Source organism: Oceanospirillum linum (assembly GCF_001995095.2).
Lineage (GTDB): Bacteria > Pseudomonadota > Gammaproteobacteria > Pseudomonadales > Halomonadaceae > Oceanospirillum > Oceanospirillum linum.
Map to the genome: position 1 here is coordinate 82,174 of NZ_MTSD02000003.1, position 18,715 is coordinate 100,888.

Consider the following 18,715-nt stretch of genomic DNA (forward strand, 5'->3'; position numbering starts at 1 on the left):
CGCCCCCTACTGACATCAGTAATCCATCAATGCAGAAAAAGAAAGACGGCATGCGACGTATAGCCGCCTTTTTTTATACCCGAAAGAGAGTATTCTTAGGGCAAATATGATTTGCGCCAATGCATGAAACCAAACCATCTGTTTTGATCTCATGCCCAGTTACAACCACTGAGCATTTTTTCCCGTAATAAGAAAGAACGATCAGTAATCATTTTAAAAATAGCTTGATGATAAAACCTAAGGTGAATCCTATGAAAAAACTATTAGCTATTGCAGGCATCCTTGCAATCTCTGCTTCTGGTTCTGCCCTGGCTGCCGGTGACGCAGCAGCAGGAAAAACAAAATCAGCCGTGTGTGCAGCATGCCATGGTGCCAACGGTGTCAGCATGATACCTATGTATCCAAACCTGGCTGGACAGAAAGCTCAATATCTGGAAAATGCTCTGAAAGCTTATAAAGCGGGTCAGCGTGGTGGTCCTACAGCTGCACTGATGAACCCTCAGGCAGCTAACCTGAGCGATCAGGACATTGCAGATCTGGCAGCGTACTTCAGCTCACTCTAAGCTCTAATCGATCTGTACAAAGGGTTGGATATGCCCGACCCTTTGTGATACCGGAGGACTCAGAGATGGATATTAGTCGTCGCACGTTTCTGATCATGGCCTGCACTCTGCCAGTGACACCCTTTATCAGTCATAAAGCTCTCGCGGCATTTCCACCATTATCTGAACGCTCTGCGCAAGCCAAAGCCCGACACTATAAAAGTAATGTAAGACGGGTTAGACACCCAAAATACAAGAAAGGCCAAACCTGCTCTAATTGTCAGTTTTTTAAATTTCTCGACAGCGGCTGTCAGCTATTCTCTTCCAACAGTGTCGCACCAGCAGGTTGGTGCCAGTCCTGGGTTCTGAAATCCTGACGCTACCTCAACGTCCCTTCCTTCAGCAAACCATATACAACAAGAAAGCCGCCTATACTGGCTTTTCTGACGATCTCTTCTGAGCCTCTGGTTCGCTAGCTTTATCAACTACAGGAAAAATATAGATTAGAATCCGGGAGCTTTTATCTAAGTCCGGATCAAAACCTGCCAGCCATAAGAAGCAAATGCGAATCAATAACAAAAAACCCCTTTACCCGCTAAACCAAAGTCGTACAATGGCTGCTCAGAACGTAAAGTATTGAAACGGGTATCGGAAACAGAGCGATTCGGTACCGGACATCACTGGATGTGTTATCTGAAATCGGTCCAAGAGGCGACCCATGAATACGGCGATCCGCGTAAACCGACTCCCTAACAGCTGCCTGAGCCATGACCATGAATACCATCAACTGGTCGTTGCTTTGTCAGGTAAAGCTGAGTTTGAGATAGAAGGCAACCAAGGTATCGTTACCCCTTGGCAGGGATGTCTAGTACCTTCTGAGCATACGCACTACTACGAAGGCATTGGAAGTAATACCCATCTGATTATCGACCTGCCCCACCGTCATCCATTACTGCAGAGTAGTGTGATTGACCTCAGTCGTTTATTCGATACTCCCGGATACTTCACCATCGACAGCAACCTGAAACTCTTTCTCACATTTATGTTGAAAGAGATTAAGTCCTTTGGCGATGACCCTGGCACAGCGGACTTCCTGGCTTTTGCTTTTCTTCATCGTCTGCATCAACGTATATTTCAACAGGAAGCACCGCTTAAACAGATCGACCGGGTCACTCTGAAACTGGATTTGATTGACCGTTATATTGCGGAGCACCTGGCGGAAAAAATATCAGTTGCCCAATTGGCTGATGTTGCCTGCATGAGCGAAAGCCACTTCCATATCATGTTCCGTAATGTTGCCGGTATTACACCACACCAATACCTGATTCAGGCCAGGCTGAAAGAGGCAGCAAGACTTTTGCGACACTCCCAGTCCCCACTAAATGATATTGCTGAACAAACAGGATTTACCAGTCAAAGCGCCCTTGGAAATGCATTTAAACGATATTTTCAACTAACACCAGGGCAATTTCGTCAGCAACATTAACGCGCTTTTCAGGGGAACATCAGAGTTTTTTACAAAAAAAACACAGTTTTTTGCAAGAAGCACCTGACTTATCTCAATACAGTGCCCTTAGCGTGGTTTTTTGTACCCTCGCGAAATGTCTGGCTTCTCAGTTTGCACGCAGAGAAAGCTCAGCCCACAGTAAATATTTGCCTCGATTGAGGCAGGAACAGAAGTGATCATCTACGCTCTGTAGATATTGCTTAGCAAATGTTCTGCTATATCGTATTGAATTCGGTTTGCTTCACAGCTGAAATCTCATTCCATGCGATGTGGCCCGCTGGGTATAGCCTCCTTAAGAGAGGCAGTCTAAACACCATCCGGTGTGCCCATAAAAATAACTAAAGAGTCTGCACATAAAGGTAACTACCATGGTAGAAACAAACGCGATTGTTGGCTGGACCTTTGTGGTCTATATCGCCCTGATACTAGGGATCGGTATTTACGCCTACCGTAAAACACAAGATCTTTCCGATTATATTCTGGGTGGTCGCAGCTTAGGCCCCTGGCCTTCAGCCTTGTCCGCTGGTGCATCTGATATGAGTGGCTGGCTGCTATCGGGCCTACCAGGCTATGCCCTGGCAGCAGGTTTCGAAGCCTTCTGGCTCGCAGGTGGTTTGCTGGTTGGCACCTGGCTAAACTGGCTGATCGTTGCCGGTCGTCTGCGCGTTTACAGCCAGGTGGCCAGTGATTCCCTGACTCTGCCTGAATTCTTCGAAAAACGCTTCCGTGATAACTCGCATCTGCTGCGTGTCATCTCAGCATTTTTCATTCTGCTCTTCTTCCTGTTCTACACCAGCTCCGGTCTGGTCGCAGGTGGTAAGCTATTCGCAACTGTATTCGGCATGGACTACTTCACTGCTGTACTGGTTGGAACCCTCGCCGTTATTACCTACACCTTCTTTGGTGGTTTCCTGGCGGTATCCTGGACTGACCTGGTACAGGGCCTGATGATGGCCGCAGCTCTGATAATCGTTCCTGTCATCCTGCTGGGTGAAACCGGTGGCATATCCGGCACATTTGCCGCGATGGAAGCGAAAAATCCTGAGTTCCTGACGCTATTTAACGGTATGAATGGCGAGCCTCTGGGCATCATCGCAATCATATCCCTGGTAGCCTGGGGCCTGGGTTACTTCGGACAGCCTCATATTCTGGCACGTTTTGCAGCGATCCGTAGTGAAAATGACATTCCAACGGCTCGTCGTATTGCAACAAGCTGGACTGCAATCAGTCTGCTGGGTGCCTGCTTCGTTGGTTTTGGTGCTGTCAGCTACCTGGACTCAGGTCTTGCCGATGGCGAAACGGTGTTTATGGTACTGGTTAACGCTCTGTTCCACCCGGTTGTAGCGGGTATTCTGCTGGCAGCGATTCTGGCAGCGGTAATGTCTACTGCAGATTCCCAGCTACTGGTATCGTCTTCTGCGCTGACCGAAGACTTCTATAAGTCTTTATTCCGCAAAGATGCAACCCAGAAAGAGCTTGTTATGGTTGGCCGCTTCGCTGTTGTTGGCATCGCGATGATCGCTCTGCTGCTGGCACGTGATCCCGATTCTTCGGTACTGGGTCTTGTATCTTATGCTTGGGCGGGCTTCGGCGCAGCATTTGGTCCGACTCTGATCCTGGCTCTGTTCTGGAAGCGTATGAATACCATGGGTGCTCTTGCAGGTATCATTGTTGGCGGCGTCACCGTGGTTATCTGGAAACAGCTATCCGGTGGACTGTTCGATATCTACGAAATCGTTCCAGGCTTTATTCTGGCATGGATTGCAATCTATGTTGTGAGTATGGCCACTCCTGAGCCTTCTCAGGAAATCCAGGATGAGTTTGATCAGGTGGCTAACCGCTAATCTGCCCCCGTTTAAACACAATATAATCCTTCAGCAAAGGGCCCTTAAGGGCCCTTTGTTGTTTTCAGACAACAGTCCGTCATTGCTCAATTAAAAAGGCCCGGCATATAAACAAACCCGTAGATATCTGAGTTACAATGCTGATAACTGCTTGTATTCCCGTGGATCTCAAGCCTGATTGTGTACCGGACTTCGGAATAAAATCATGTCGTCAAAAGCCACATCAACAAATACTTCTGTTGCCAAAGGACTGACCCAGTGGCGCAAAGAGCTGTTAAAAGTGTCCCTGCCTGCGTTATCGGATACTGGTGCCCGCTTATTGAAATCATTGAAAAAACCGGATGTATGCCTGAAAGACCTTGAACTGATTATTGCAGAGGACCCTGTTCTCTCTTTTCAGATTATTGCCCATGCCAGTAAACTTCGGAACAATCCTGAGAACGATATGCTGTCTCTGCCTCACTCGCTTTCTCTATTGGGGATGGACAAGCTGCAACCAATGCTCAGGAAGGTGAAATACATTCGTTTTGATCCGGCGAAAACAGCCCATAAAGCCTTCCTGCAGGCGCTGAACACCAGCCTGCATGCGGCGACCCAAGCCTATATGATCGCAGAAAGGAAAAGCCCTGGCACAGGCGAAAGTAATTACTGGATATCACTACGTCTGAGTTCGGTATTCTGGCAGTTGGCTTTAGCCTCACCAAAAATTTACCACGCCATTGAGCAGCGGGTTCAAACCGGAGAAAGTCGTCACCACGTTGAAATGACATTGATGGGGTGCACGACTCAACAACTTACCCAGGCAATGTTACCTGATTGGTGTCTGAGTAAATTTACTCAGAATAACCTGTACAAGTTACTCGATTCAAAAGCCAGAATGCTGGCCGATATTGCCAAGTGCGCCTGGAAAGATGGCATAGCACCTGAGATCCCCCAAAATGTCGGGCACTTCTTGCAAACACCTTGGTCAGCAGCGGTTCTGACTCACTGGCTGGCGCTTAATACGGCGGTCACCTGGTTTGGCCCGAAAACGGAACGAATTGAATGCATGATTGCAGCATTTCTGCATCAACATCTTGACGACGTTATCCCTTTCCTGCATCGCAATGCCGTTATCTACTCTGCCAGCCATAAACTCAGCGGTGTCTGGTTACCCGCCATAAAACTGCTACACCCTCCCCTGAAAAAGCGCTCACTGCCGGTAAAAGAAGCACCAACACAGGCTAAAAAAGCAAAGCATTATCAGGACCTATCCAGTGATACGCGCAGAAAAGCTGAATTGCAATCAACGCGAGCTCAGATTACAGAGCCTAAGAAACAAGCTGCCCCAACATCTATAGCCGTCACTGAAAAAGCCAAGGTGGAAGCAGCAACGCCCCCTCCTAATAAAGATCTTGCGGTACAGACAGCGCTATTTAAGATCTATTATCTGCAAACTGTCAGGCAGAAGCAGGTTTTTTCTATTCATCAGATGATGGACGGTGCCAGCCAGGTTTTGCACTTTGACCTAGGTTTAACCCGCTGCATTCTGTTCATGAAGTCCCGCAGCCACGGGAGTGTTAAGGGTGTTTACGCCAAAGGCTTTACCGATAACAGCCCGTTTGCCAAAATGACCCTTAATGCGGACAGTCGACACCTCTTTGGCAAGTTACTGTCAAAACAAGCCGCTTTATGGGCTAAGCCTGAAAACCGTTCACGTTATCTCACTGAGTTACCCGCAGGTTTCTGGCCTCATCTGAACGAGCCTGCAGAGTTTGTACTGGCTTCGATTATGCTGAGAGGTAAGGTTTCCGGGATCTTGTACGCTGATAATAAAGATTCAGATAAAGCACTCACACAGTCCAACTATGCGACCTTCCGGGCTCTGGCTCAGGCTATCAGCCATGGCATGGGAACACTGGCCGACCGGAAAGAGCAGGAGCACCGAAAAAACCGCCTTTAGCCTGACGCCATGGATGGGTCATTAATATAGAGAGCAGCCTTCTGTTACAAAACTCATTGGCAGACTGTTTTAATGGAGGCGATTTTTTCGGAAAACCAGTTCAACATCTTCAAAACCCGTTCCGTCCTCAGATTGGGGGGGTCTTGCAGAGCAGGGTAATAATGCCGTTCAATATAAAGACTTACCCCGGGAAAGTCCCAGTGCCCGACATAACCCTCCCGCAGGTACTGACCTACCTCAGCAGGCATAGTATGTCCCAAAACCGGTAAAGATAAGCTTTGCCCGAAGCGAACCAATTCATTAACAGCACTCGCCTCACCGTAGCGCCCCAGCCGGAGACTGATCCGCATCTCTTCGATCACATTTCCCCGGCCCAGCGCCATATAGCGCAACGTGTGCTGGTTATTTACACCTAGGTAGCGCACCGGACTTAAACAACGTACAGAGCCGTCTTTCTGGTACTGGTATGCTCCTGCCAGATCCAGATGGCTTAAATAGTGACACTCATCGGTTTTATGCATATTGGGGTAGCGGGCATCACTCTGAATAAAGCTGAAAATGCCATACAAAACCAGACCAAAAGCAGTTGCTGCAAGGGAGCATGCTGCAAAGGAATAACGGGGAGCAGGTGAGTCAATACAGGCTGATGGCGGAGAGGCACTTGTCATGGAGTCATTCTGCTGACGGGCCGCAAGGTTGCGCCGGGGCACCAGCTTAGGCAAAGCCGTCGGTTTTAAGGACTTCATTGGCTTCTGTTCCTCTCCTTGCCTGTAAGCCACATAGATAATCACACTCTGCCCGTACTGTCTAACCCTTTAGTCTAAAATCATCTGATAAAAAGAAAGGAAGTTCCATTCGGTTATATATAATATGCGGGCAGAAGTAAAACCGGCCCCTACCTGATATAAGATCCCTGAACAGCCTAAAACCGAGACTGCCCAGGGAAAGATGAACCAGGATTCTGCACGCAGGTCCAGGGTTTAGTTCATCAGGGATAGCAGTTCATGCCTCAGGCGAGGGTCGAGCAAAATGACACTCTGGGGCATCCACTCTTTGCGTAACATCAGTTTCCGGATCAAAGCGTTAGAACTGATAGCCAACTGCCAACAGCTCCCTTTAGCAGAACCATCAACGCAAGGCTGGGCATATTCATTCATATATTCCTGCCAGAACTCAGGAAGGAAACGGCGCACGGGTCGTCCGGTTTCCCCTGCAATATGCTCAGCTAGTGCCAGCCCGCTCGGATCAAGATCACCAAAATGTATATGGGGGACATACTGAGGAATCATCTTCAGCACTTTAATAGCCAGATCCGGGTAATTTAGCGGAGCCCAAATCAGCATAAGATGATCAGGAATATCCATATCAGCAAACACGGAAAGGTTCTCAACCGTCATCACCATATATGGCTGTTCACCGTCAACTTCCGTCAGCTCCATTACATCCCGTTCAGGAATGGCGGCATGTGACATCATCTGAAGAATCGGGCCTAATCGAATCGGTTTTAGCATCTTTCTCATCAGATGCATATCCGTTGTCCCTCTGATCCTTAACATCGCATCCTCACTGATACGATATTTTGGTAGCAGGGCCTGAAGATCATCAGAGACCTGCGTTTTTTCATCCCCGCCATACAAGGTATTAAAGCTCTTGCGATTAATCCAGACCGGCAGATCAAAACGGGTATTAGCCCGAATAAACTCAAGACGGCGCATAAAGGCATCGCGCTCTTCATCCTGCATATTCATACCGGACAGCGCCAGCTCCTGCCATTGAGGTAAGTTCTGATCCAGAAGTTTGGGATACTGATGACGCCCTTTTGGGGTCAACGTATATACATCCTCATTATCAACCTGACTCAGCCACTCAAGCTCAAGCAGCTCACTAATTAATGGCCCAGTATAAACATCGCGCCGGATTCGCTCCGTTTTAAACAGACCGATTGCCGCATCTCTCAATATCTGGCTTTGCCAGTCTACCGCCAACTCTGGCTGATCACTCATTGAAAACCTCTTCCTTACAGAACCTGCTTTGCTCTGCATCATACCGAAAGGGCGGCGGCGGGAATAGTTTCTGCGCTGATCACTCAGAAATGAGTGTCAGCGCACACAGGAAGGAATTACTCTTATAGGCTGAATAAATCAGGCTTGAGCTAATGTCTGCCCAGTACGACCGCCGGAAACCGGCCGCGCAGGATTAGGCTGCAACTGCCTAAGCAGATCATCGGCAACACCCTGAAAATGCCCCCGATCACCCGATGCACGCGCTACCAGCATAGCACCTTGCAGTGTTGCCAGAATAATACGTGATTGAGACTGGAAGCTACCGGAAAACTGAAGTTCGTGAGCCCGCTTACCCTGCTCCAGAGTCTGCCCTAACCAGCGCTCTGTTTCACTGATAAAACGTTGCAGATGTTCTCTCGCAGAGCTTGGTAACGCCTCCACCTCAGCAGATAACATTGTCACCGGACACAGCTTTTCTTTGTCTTTGATGATCCGGCTGTAGATCAGAGTAAACTCCCGGAGCCTTGTCAGGCTGGAGTCATGTTTGCGGTCTAGCTGGTGCAGTCGTTCCAGAAACTGGTCCACGTAACGTTTACAGAGACTGACAACCAGATCCCCCTTAGATGGGAAATGATAATGAATACTTGCTTTGCGAATTTTGACCCGTTCGGCTATATCCTGATAGCTAAAGCCGTTAAAGCCCTGACGCTGTAACAGATCCTGGGCAATATCCAGAATTCGTTCAGCAGTTGATGAGTTATTGTTTTTATTCATCTTGACCCTAATAAGCAACAGGCTGGCACCTGTCGCTTTTCTTTATTGATTTTATTGTCCGCAGTCTGTGGAACACTCAGTGCTTCACACCTGCTTTTGCAAATATTTTTGCTCTGCTACTAATCAGTAACCAAGCACGTCCTACAACAATCAAGCACACCGTTTTATTCTTCGTTCCAATATGCTGACCGACATACTAGCACTAACATCCATCGCGTATCACCTCACCGAAAGACATAAAAAATATCAGTCCGGCACCATAGCTTCAATGAACCTCAACCTCATCTATAGAAATTCAGTACCTGCCAGATATCACGTAGTAACCTGAGCCGGTGCGTCATCAAAACGCTGTATTTCATTTTAGCTGTACAATGTTAATCTCAAAATACAAAGCACTAATACTAAAACAAAAATAAACAAGGGCTGCCGCCTGAGGACACCGATGTTAGAAAACACTGACTATTTCAACCAGGTGATGATTATTCTGGGTGGCTCCGTCATATCCACAGCACTGTTGCGCAGATTACGCTTACCCCCTGTTCTCGGCTATCTGGCCGTAGGCCTGTTAATTGGCCCTTATGCATTTCAGTTAATCCCTAACCCTGATGATCTGAGTTTTCTGTCAGAGTTTGGCCTGGTTTTCCTGCTCTTTTCCCTTGGTCTTGAGTTCTCTTTAGGCAAAATGAATGCCCTGCGTAAAACCGTGTTCGGCCTGGGCAGCAGCCAGGTTATTCTATGCAGCTTCTTTTTCTGGTCCGTTCTCCACTTTATGCTGGGATTCAGCTCAGAAACATCACTCATTGTAGCCGGAGCATTAGGCCTGTCTTCAACGGCCATTGTCACTCAGGAACTAACCCGATGGAACGAACTCAACAGCAGCCATGGCCACTCGGCAATTGGAATACTCCTGTTCCAGGATCTCGCTGCCGTTATCTTTCTTATCATGATCCCTGCCCTAGCCGGAACCAGTGATAACAGTTTCTCGTTTGCTATCGGCCTTATTCTGCTCAAGGGCGTTGCCCTCTTCATTGTGATGCTTGCTGTAGGCAAATGGCTTATGCCTTTTATATTTCATGAGATCAGCAAAACCCGCTCGGAAGAGCTTTTTGTCATGACAGTACTCCTGGTCGCTCTGACAGCCGCCTGGATCACCCACGCCCTGGAGTTATCCATGGCACTAGGTGCTTTTCTGGCTGGCATGATGCTGGGTGAAAGTCACTTTAAACACCAGATTGAAGCCGATATCCGCCCATTCAGGGATATTCTGCTGGGGCTGTTCTTTGTTACCGTGGGTATGCAGCTTAATTATCAGGTTCTGATCGGTAATCTGCACTGGGTCATACTCGGCAGCATAGGCCTGGTACTCTCAAAAGCCTTTCTCATCGCTCTGTTGGCCCAGTTATTAGGTAAAGACAAATCGTCTTCCATACGTACCGGACTTATATTAGCCCAGGGCGGTGAGTTCGGTTTTGCACTGCTGACATTAGCCTTAACGAACGGGCTATTAGAAGCTAAAACCGCCAGTCTGGTCGTCGCTATTATCGTATTTTCCATTGCCGTCACACCATTTCTTATCCGCTATAATGCAGATATCTGTCAGCGGCTTATCCCCAATAAGCCTTATGAGGAAGTACCACCCCACAATTCGGAAGAGCTTGCAGAGGCAACCTCTGAGTTAAACAAACATATTATTGTTTGTGGCTTTGGCCGCGTTGGGCAAACGGTCGCTCGCTTTATGCGTAAAGAAAGCCTGCCTATTCTGGCCCTTGATAACGACCCTATACGGGTACAAGAAGCCACAGGTGGTGGTGAAAATATTTTCTTTGGCGACTCAGCCAGCCGCAAGGTTCTGGAGGCTGCTGGCTTACACCGTGCAAGCCTCGTGGTTATCACCGTCAATGAATATGAACAAACCCTGTCGATTCTCCGTAGTGTCCGCGCTCTGGATTATCAGATCCCTGTGGTGGTGCGCACCCGGGATGACTCCCATCTGGAGGACCTGAAGCAGGCAGGTGCTACCGAAGTCATTCCGGAGGCACTGGAAGGCAGTCTTATGCTGGTAACTCATGTAATGACCCAAATGCACATTCCTTTTCGCCGTATAGCCCGTATGGTGCAGACCGCCAGAGAGCAACGCTACCAGCTGCTTCATGGATATTTCCATGGCCGCCTTTCCCAACTTCTTGATAAACAAGGAAACCCAAGAGTCCGTCTTCACCCGGTGAAAATCAGTAACAGCTGTTATGCTCACGGCAAAACCATAGAAGAAATTAAATTAAACAGTTGTCAGGTTCAGATTCTGCGCATTCATCGCAAAAATGAAGATATTGAGCACCCGGAGGCTAATATCCGGCTTACCAGTGGCGACACCTTAATCCTTCAGGGATTAACTGATCAGATCGAACAAGCTGAATCCCTGATCTATAGTGGTTAGACTAAGTAGTACAAGAGTATTCGTCAGCTAAAGAATATAATGAACAGAGGTAAGATAACTCTGATTACCGGAGAAATATTATGCTGCTTCAGAACGTACAGAACTACTATGAAAAACTGGTACTGGAAGAACTCACCGAACGGGGTCTTATATCAGGCTACGAGCAAGGCTACGCCGAAGATATCGCCTGTGTGGCACTGAATAACCTGCCACCGCAATATTTCCGTTTTGAGGTCGATATGGGATTCTATCTCGAAGATGAAGATCACATTATGATGTCCAAGCAGGTAAAAGAGGCCGTTGATAACGCGATTGCTTTTATCAACGACAAAATAGATAAAGAAAAAACCTGATCTGATTATCGGTATTAATAAAGCAGGCCCAAGCCGGTTTTATGGCAGCCCGACTTACTCCGATTCTGTATTACCTGTAAGCAGAGGTGCAGTTCGGGGTAAGTGCATTTTTAAAGCGCCTGGGACAGCTTCAAATCTCAAATGACGGCCAGAAACCGGCTCCCCATCGATATTGATATTCATGCTTTGTTCAGCTTCAATTTCAAGCCAGGGAATCCGTCGATGAATCATCTGATCCTGCATAACGGAACCATTATCCAGCATAAAATACTGCAGAGTATCCGTCAGTGTCTGCTGATCTGCCTTTGGTAACAGATTAAGATCCAGCAACCCATCATCCAGTAAAGCCTCCGGGCATAGTTCGTGACCTCCCCCGGCCTGCCTGCCATTGCCAACCCCAAGCACCATAAACTGACCATGCCAGCTGAAATCAGGTGCTGTAATCTGTCCTTCAACAGCAGCAATACTGGTGAACTTACTCATCCCGGTCAGCAGATAAGCCAGGCTCCCCAACGCCCGCTTCAGTTCATCCGGAGTCGCTGTCGTTATCTGAGCACCAAAGCCACCGGACGCCATATTCAGATAATAGCGCTGATTCACCCGTGCCAGATCCACAGCGACAGGACCGACCTCAGTAATCAGCATCAACGCCTCCAGAGGGGCTAAAGGAATTCGGCAACTTACGGCAAAATCATTGGCCGTTCCGAGAGGAATAACACCTAAAGAGGGCATCTCGAGTCTCGAGTCCGCTGCCATCAGACCATTAATCACTTCATTGAGCGTACCGTCCCCACCGGCGGCGACGACAATATCCACCCCTAGTTGACGAGCTTCACAGGCCAGCCTGCGGGCATCACCTTCTTCCCAGGTGACACGCACATCAATTTTGTAGCGATGATCCCGAAGCAAACGTACTGCATCGCGTAAAGCAACATTCTGAGCTTCTTTACCATGCAGGATAATGCGTAGATGGTAACGGTTATCCGATAAAGTCATTAGGGCTCGTCTCTTTGAGCTTTAATCTGGTCTGTTACGTCTCTGATGGCATTTGATTTTTGCCACCAGTCTGTGGAAAACCCAGATATTTCAACCAGAAGCATAAAGCTGTGGATAAAACCTGAATAGGCTGGGACTTTAACGGGAGTATACTGTTATTTCCGCTAAATGCACGGCCCTGAAGGGCATGACAAATTCGCCCAATGCCAACAACAATACACAAAACACTGGATATAAAAACACCTTAACCAGCTGTTTTGATTCAAGTTTCAAAGAAAAAGAGGTCAAGTAACAGTAAACCGCCGTCCTGAAACAGATTTATGGCAAAACAAAGTAGCTATACACAAGTATCCGGTAAACAGCTGTGGATAATTATGGGACAACTCATGCCGTACAAGGCTGCATCGCACCTGTAGAAAACTGTCTATTTTTTGATCAAAGAAGAAACCCTCTCCCTGGCCCGATAGCAGCCACTGGCACAACTGGCTTAAAAGCAGTAATCTCTGCAACCTCTGAAAACCCGCACAATTGAAACTGTCTTCAGCTTGGCAAAACAGGAAGCTCTATGTCTGACATCACAACCCTCACTGACTTTCTCGAAAAAACCGGGGCCAATCTTCGTGTCTTCGATATGGGACGACGGGTATCCCTGGTGTCTGCTAATACCTTTTCCCGATTTGAGCAATGCGAGATACCTTATCCGCAGCCATACATGTACCACGCACGACTGGGTGTTCTTTTCTGGTATCCACAGGCACCTGAACAGCACTTTATCTGGTTTCTGCAATTCCCGCTGGATGAACAGGGCTTTATTATTCAGGCTGCCCGGGACGACTTTCTAAAGCGCCTGCTGGAGACTATCGGCCAGAACGCGAAAGACCTGTCAGAAGAGGAAAATCAACAGGCCCAGAACCTGATGAAGGACAACCCATTGGCCTTCACACCCGATCAGGAAAGAATCGCCATATTTAATGCCAAAGCCAAACTGGCACTGGGGCAGCCCGCTTCCCGCTTCCACGATCAGGCGGAAGAATATTTCACCGGTCAGCGAGAAATGGACAACTGGGAAGATATAGGTCTGCAGGGTATTGCAGATTTTACCGTGCGACTGGAAAAGCAGGACAATGGCGCAGAGCTGACGCAACATATCGCTGACTTTCCTGATATCCCTTTCAGTGCACTTTGCCGCTGCCTGGAAAACGAAGCCATTGATCATAAACTGGCCGCAGCCATTTGTGAGAGGGCAGAAAAACTGATCGCAGACCCCGAAGCCGACCGTCTGACCCTTGCCGCAGCAATTCGGGGAGTAGGCCACAGTCAGGCTAAAGGTCTTCGTGACGGGCTGATCCGAAGTGTGCTGGAAAGCAGCCATAGTGAGGATATTGAAATATTGACCGTCATTGCAGCCCGGGCCTGGGAGTCACTGGAAAGCCCCGCACTGCTGAAGCCTTATCTTGAAAAGCTGGCCATCTGCTCTGCCGGTGACCAGGCCTTTGTTAAAATTGTCCGGGATCTGATATTTGTTCCCGGCCTGCGCACACTGATAATTGCTCAATTCCGAGATCCGGATCGTAGTGAAGCTCTGAGTAATGCGATCGGCCTGCTCATGGGACAGGATAGCTAAAACCCTGCAGGTCGCGTCAAAAAGCCCAATAGAAAAGCCGTTCTTTTAACAGAACGGCTTTTTATTCAGCGTGTGAAGGTTTGTTTCATTGGGGGCCGGTTACATCTGCCCCTCTTCTTCATAACGCTGGTGCCAGCTCAGAGCCTCGCCTAAAAGATGAGGCGTGTGCATGCCTCGCCCGGAATGCAGCGCCCGCTCGAAGTAGTCATGCAATGCCGGACGGAAATCCGGATGAGCACAATGGTTAATAATCTCCCGGGCCCGCTGGCGAGGTGATAATCCACGTAAATCAGCCAACCCTTGCTCGGTCACGATCACTTTTACATCATGCTCGGTATGATCCACGTGGGAAACCATAGGGACAATGGAGGAGATCGCACCGTCTTTGGCTATCGATGGCGAGACAAAAATCGACAGATAACCGTTACGGGCAAAGTCGCCGGAACCGCCAATACCATTCATCATACGAGTACCCATAATATGGGTAGAGTTGACGTTACCGTAGATATCGCATTCGATCATACCGTTCATGGCGATAATCCCGAGGCGACGCGCCAGCTCAGGATGGTTGCTGATATCCTGCTGGCGCAGAATGATCTTGTCCCGATAAAGATCAATATTCTCATCAAACTCTTTAATGCCCTCGGGGCTCAGTGAAAAGGCCGTCGCCGACGCCACACTCAAGGTGCCTGATTTCAGCATTTTCAGCATGCCATCCTGAATCACTTCCGTAAAAGCGGTCAGGTTTTTAAACGGCCCTGCATCCAACCCCTCAAGCACGGCATTCGGAATATTACCGACACCGGACTGAATCGGCAGCAGCTCTTTTGGCAGGCGACCCAGTTCAATTTCACGCTCAAAAAAGTCCAGAATATGCTGAGCAATCTTCTGAGAAGTCTCATCGGAGGCTTTAAAGGGAGAGTTACGATCAGCAGCATCACTTTCAACCACCGCAATCACCTTTTCCGGAGGACATTCAAAATAGAATTCTCCGATCCGGTCTGCAGGGTCTGTCAGCATAATGGGCTTACGGTCAGGGGGCAGAGCCGTGCCGTAGTACACATCATGCATCCCTTCCAGTTTAATATTCTGTTTGCTGTTAACTTCCAGAATGATCTTATCCGCCTGCTCAATCCAGGTTTTGTTATTACCGATGGAGGAGGAGGGAATCAGGCTACCATCTTCGCGGATGCCTGCCACTTCAATCAATGCAATATCCATCTTGCCCAGAAATCCAGACCAGGCGTACTGGGAAACTTCAGACAGATGCAGATCCACATAATCCATGGTCCCATTATTGATGCGTTGCCGACAAATAGGGTCACTCTGAAAAGGGAGGCGCATCTCAATACCATCAACCTCTGCCAGAACACCATCCAGCTCCGGTGCGGTGGAAGCACCTGTCCAAACATTGATACGAAAAGGCTCACTGCCTTCACGGGCATTCAGCTTACGGATGCGCTCAGCCAGAGCACCGGGCACCACTTTAGGGTAGCCGGCACCGGTAAAGCCACTCATGCCAACATTAGCACCGGCGGGTATCAGCTCTGCAGCCTTCTCGGCAGTCATCAGGCGCTGTTTCAAAGTCGGACAGAGAATTCTGGCGTTAGCTGACATGGTGTTTTCTCACTTACTATCGAGTCAGGTTTTGCCTGCAACAGAAGGTTGCTAAGCTGTTTTACGAGGCAGGAATTTTAGCAGCATTTAATTCTATATTTAGAAATAATTACAGAAAAAAGCTACACATTTAGTCTAAATAGATAGTTTTATCTGCAACTTATCAACATTTAGGCACAAAATAGCAATCCAACCAATCAGAAGGAAGGCTCGGATTTCAAAGCATTATCCTCCCGTGATAACACCTATCACGCTCAACAGCACACCACCGCTTTTAACCCCTGTCATTGAGCGCTATTTAACCCGTAGCGACTTATAAACAAATAGCGGCGGACTTATAAGCAGGTACAAAAAAAGCCATCAGAGTCGCCTTACGGCCAACTCTGACAGCTTTATTCTGCGCTCAGCGACCGGTTTAAACATCAATAAACCGAACGCTGATGAATCACCCTTAAGCCTGCTGGCTTAACCAGGCTTCCAGTTCGTCAGCACCACCAATATGCTCACCTTCAATAAAGATCTGAGGCGTCGTGCCGCGACCTGAGATCGCATTCAGAGTTGCCAGGCTAATACCATGACTACCCACGGTGATCTCTTCAAACTTCATGCCCTGTGCTTTAAGTGCATTCTTTGCCCGGGTACAGTGGCTACAGCCTGGCTTGCCAATCAAGGTCACACGCTTAGGTGCCGCCGCATCCGGCGCAAGATAGTTCAGCATGGTGTCAGCATCAGAGACTTCAAACGGGTCACCCGGTACATCCGGCTCAATGAACATCTTCTCAACAACACCGTCACGAACCAGCATAGAATAGCGCCAGCTACGATCACCGAAGCCCAGATCAGCTTTATTAACCAGCATCCCCATTCCCCGGCTGAAATCACCATTACCATCCGGCAACATAGTGATATTCTCAGCATTCTGGTCACCAGCCCACGCATCCATTACGAACGGATCATTCACTGACAGGCAGATGATGTCGTCAATCCCCTGGGACTTAAAGACCGGAGCCAGCTCGTTATAACGTGGCAGGTGAGTACTGGAACAGGTCGGAGTAAAGGCACCCGGTAAGGCGAACAGAATGACATTTTTACCCTTGAACAGGTCATCCGTTGTTAGCTGAACCCACTCATTATCAACGCGTGTATTAAAAACAACCTGTGGAACCTTCTGGCCTTCACGATTCTCTAACATGGTATACATCCCCTTCAATTCAGATAAACCAACGTCTGGCTTTCAGATATCGGTGTTACGGTGGGCTGAAAGCCCTCTGGTATATGTTTGACAGCATTCAGGTTAACAGTCGGCTTCACTGCTGTCTTTGATGCGTTCACTATATCCCTCGTCTTTTGATCGATAAAATATAACTTTCATATCATATCAATAGCCAAAACCTATCAGAGGCAGTGCCGATGCATTTTTTTACAGTCATCAACCTGCCACCTTATTGTGATCAACCATCAGCCATGCTATCTATAGTTATCCGGTTCAAGCCGATTTATGATGTTTTACTCAACGCTAACCTAAAGAGATACTCACCATGAAAACACTCATTATGAAGACCATGACGACCAAACCTATGATGCGCAATATTATGACCACAACTGCAGATAACCTATCGCGACCAGAACCTTTGCTTCAGAATCAGGAACATCATCATGCTGTCTCAGACCACCACTGCTAATTCTTTAGATTTTGCTTCACCGGCACAGCTGACAAACACTCTGTTTGATCTCGGCGACTGTTTTGGCAATCTTTGCCGACTCCCTCTTAAAAGTGCTCTGAAAATTTTCCAACCATTATCCCAACCCCAAACCAATAGCTCTGATCATTCTGAGCCGGCACAGAAACACCACCTTTTTTCCCAACAGCTGCAGACAAATATTCCTTTTGCGGTGAGCCGTGAATGGAAAAATCAGGTCTGGAGTTATCAGCTTTCCCTGCACACACCCCATACCGGTTCTGACAGTCATGCACTGCATCGCCACCTGTCAGCCCGCAGCCTGACAAGTATTCCAACGGAACAGAAAGATAGCGTGCAGGACTGGCTCTACTTCGCCAGCCCCCTTGATCATCTCACCAGACTCCACTGGCAACTGCTTACGGCAGAAGAGCTGAAACAGCAACGCCTGCTGAATCTGGCCTTCTGGCTGAAACAAAAACTCGACCAGGGCAGCCTGATTAACAATCTGCTACTAACCCCTCTGACTGACCTGCCCCTGGGAGATGGATTAAATCTGCAACCAGCCCGCAGCTTCGCACGGGTTGGAAAACAATCACTGCCTGACCAGCGACGCCTTCCATCTCTGCACTTTGCAATCTTTCGCCAGCACAGATTAACTGAAGGTTATGGCCTACAGCCATCAGAGCTCTTTGCTGCTCAGGAAAAGCTCGCAGCCCAGTCTTCTGTAATGGCTTCAAACCAAGCCCTGCTGATTCTCGATTACCGACAGTGCTCAGAGCTTCTGGAGCTGCTGGAAAAAGCGCTTCTCTTAAAAAAAAGCTAGGCTTCGGCTATACAGTTGTGGCGGTTGAAAACCCTTTGACCGCCCTTATATAAGATTTAACTAACAGATCTTATCAATGGAAATTATCATGTCCGAGCAACCAATATCGCACGTTGTCTGCCCTCACTGCACTGCCGTAAATCGCATCCCCGATAACAGGCTGGCGGATCAACCCAACTGCGGTAAATGCAAGCAGCCTTTATTTACCGGAGAACCTCAGAACCTGACGCAGTCAACAATGAGCAAAGTGATTGCGAATTCGGATCTGCCGCTTGTTGTAGATTTCTGGGCACCGTGGTGCGGTCCTTGCCAAATGATGGGGCCAATGTTCTCCCAGATGACTAAGGAGCTTGAGCCGCAGGTAAGAATGGCAAAAGTGAATACTGAGCAGGAGCAGCAACTGGGTGCTCAGTTTGGTATCCGAAGCATTCCGACATTGGTGATCTTTAAAGGAGGGAAAGAGGTTGCCCGACAGTCAGGCGTCATGCAGCCCGCTCAGCTGAAAGCCTGGATTCAGGCCAACAGCTAACCACAGCAAGATGAGAGATAAGGCGAGGGCAGATTAAAAACGATG

General features: G+C 48.3%; 17 protein-coding genes. 11 read left to right on the forward strand and 6 right to left on the reverse strand.

What is annotated here, in order from left to right:
- Nucleotides 1-251: 251 nt before the first annotated feature.
- The 5 genes from BTA35_RS08400 (at nt 252) to BTA35_RS08420 (ending at nt 5,835) form a co-directional block, all read left to right on the forward strand.
- Nucleotides 252-563, forward strand: a complete 312-nt coding sequence (locus BTA35_RS08400; RefSeq protein ID WP_078319373.1) for a c-type cytochrome — start codon at nt 252-254, stop codon at nt 561-563.
- A 65-nt stretch (nt 564-628) separates the two neighbouring features.
- Nucleotides 629-919, forward strand: a complete 291-nt coding sequence (locus tag BTA35_RS08405; protein WP_078319374.1) for a high-potential iron-sulfur protein — start codon at nt 629-631, stop codon at nt 917-919.
- Nucleotides 920-1,260: 341 nt separating this feature from the next.
- A complete protein-coding gene (locus BTA35_RS08410) occupies nt 1,261-2,028 on the forward strand; it encodes an AraC family transcriptional regulator (protein WP_078319375.1) in 768 nt (255 codons plus the stop codon).
- A 389-nt stretch (nt 2,029-2,417) separates the two neighbouring features.
- Entirely contained in the window at nt 2,418-3,893 is a 1,476-nt protein-coding gene (gene putP, locus BTA35_RS08415) for a sodium/proline symporter PutP (RefSeq protein ID WP_078319376.1), read from the forward strand.
- A 205-nt stretch (nt 3,894-4,098) separates the two neighbouring features.
- A complete protein-coding gene (locus tag BTA35_RS08420; RefSeq protein ID WP_078319377.1) occupies nt 4,099-5,835 on the forward strand; it encodes an HDOD domain-containing protein in 1,737 nt (578 codons plus the stop codon).
- Between the two features lie 53 nt (nt 5,836-5,888).
- Here the strand turns inward: BTA35_RS08420 and BTA35_RS08425 are convergent, their stop codons facing one another.
- The 3 genes from BTA35_RS08425 to BTA35_RS08435 form a co-directional block, all read right to left on the reverse strand.
- Nucleotides 5,889-6,581 (reverse strand): hypothetical protein, encoded by a 693-nt coding sequence (locus BTA35_RS08425; RefSeq protein WP_078319378.1) that lies wholly within the window; start codon nt 6,579-6,581, stop codon nt 5,889-5,891.
- Between the two features lie 234 nt (nt 6,582-6,815).
- Nucleotides 6,816-7,838, reverse strand: a complete 1,023-nt coding sequence (locus BTA35_RS08430; RefSeq protein ID WP_078319379.1) for a hypothetical protein — start codon at nt 7,836-7,838, stop codon at nt 6,816-6,818.
- 138 nt (nt 7,839-7,976) lie between these two features.
- On the reverse strand, nt 7,977-8,612 hold the full coding sequence (locus tag BTA35_RS08435; protein ID WP_078319380.1) for a TetR/AcrR family transcriptional regulator: 636 nt from the start codon (nt 8,610-8,612) through the stop codon (nt 7,977-7,979).
- A 442-nt stretch (nt 8,613-9,054) separates the two neighbouring features.
- Here BTA35_RS08435 and BTA35_RS08440 point away from each other — a divergent pair, with 442 nt between their 5' ends.
- Both BTA35_RS08440 and BTA35_RS08445 read left to right on the forward strand, forming a co-directional pair.
- The gene (locus tag BTA35_RS08440; protein WP_078319381.1) at nt 9,055-11,046 is read left to right on the forward strand and encodes a monovalent cation:proton antiporter family protein; all 1,992 of its coding nucleotides are present in this window, start codon (nt 9,055-9,057) and stop codon (nt 11,044-11,046) included.
- 80 nt (nt 11,047-11,126) lie between these two features.
- Nucleotides 11,127-11,399, forward strand: coding sequence for a late competence development ComFB family protein (locus tag BTA35_RS08445; RefSeq protein ID WP_078319382.1), 273 nt, complete (start codon nt 11,127-11,129; stop codon nt 11,397-11,399).
- A 54-nt stretch (nt 11,400-11,453) separates the two neighbouring features.
- Here BTA35_RS08445 and yegS read toward each other — a convergent pair whose 3' ends face one another.
- On the reverse strand, nt 11,454-12,395 hold the full coding sequence (yegS, locus tag BTA35_RS08450; protein WP_078319383.1) for a lipid kinase YegS: 942 nt from the start codon (nt 12,393-12,395) through the stop codon (nt 11,454-11,456).
- A 565-nt stretch (nt 12,396-12,960) separates the two neighbouring features.
- Between yegS and BTA35_RS08455 the strand changes: the two genes are divergently transcribed.
- Entirely contained in the window at nt 12,961-14,019 is a 1,059-nt protein-coding gene (locus BTA35_RS08455; protein ID WP_078319384.1) for a DUF3549 family protein, read from the forward strand.
- A gap of 99 nt (nt 14,020-14,118) precedes the next feature.
- Here BTA35_RS08455 and scpC read toward each other — a convergent pair whose 3' ends face one another.
- On the reverse strand, nt 14,119-15,636 hold the full coding sequence (scpC, locus tag BTA35_RS08460; protein WP_078319385.1) for a succinyl-CoA:acetate CoA-transferase ScpC: 1,518 nt from the start codon (nt 15,634-15,636) through the stop codon (nt 14,119-14,121).
- A gap of 451 nt (nt 15,637-16,087) precedes the next feature.
- Nucleotides 16,088-16,828: a glutathione peroxidase gene (locus BTA35_RS08465; RefSeq protein WP_078319386.1), complete on the reverse strand. Its 741-nt coding sequence runs from the start codon at nt 16,826-16,828 to the stop codon at nt 16,088-16,090.
- Between the two features lie 346 nt (nt 16,829-17,174).
- Here BTA35_RS08465 and BTA35_RS17895 point away from each other — a divergent pair, with 346 nt between their 5' ends.
- The 3 genes from BTA35_RS17895 to trxC all read left to right on the forward strand — a co-directional run bounded on the left by BTA35_RS17895 (nt 17,175) and on the right by trxC (nt 18,670).
- Nucleotides 17,175-17,318 carry a hypothetical protein gene (locus tag BTA35_RS17895; protein WP_160054948.1) on the forward strand — a complete coding sequence of 48 codons (144 nt, stop codon included), beginning with the start codon at nt 17,175-17,177 and terminating at the stop codon, nt 17,316-17,318.
- Nucleotides 17,293-18,141: a hypothetical protein gene (locus BTA35_RS08470; RefSeq protein WP_078319387.1), complete on the forward strand. Its 849-nt coding sequence runs from the start codon at nt 17,293-17,295 to the stop codon at nt 18,139-18,141. The genes BTA35_RS17895 and BTA35_RS08470 overlap by 26 nt, the downstream gene beginning before the upstream one ends.
- An 88-nt stretch (nt 18,142-18,229) precedes the next feature.
- Nucleotides 18,230-18,670, forward strand: a complete 441-nt coding sequence (gene trxC, locus BTA35_RS08475) for a thioredoxin TrxC (protein ID WP_078319763.1) — start codon at nt 18,230-18,232, stop codon at nt 18,668-18,670.
- The last annotated feature ends 45 nt before the right edge of the window (nt 18,671-18,715 follow it).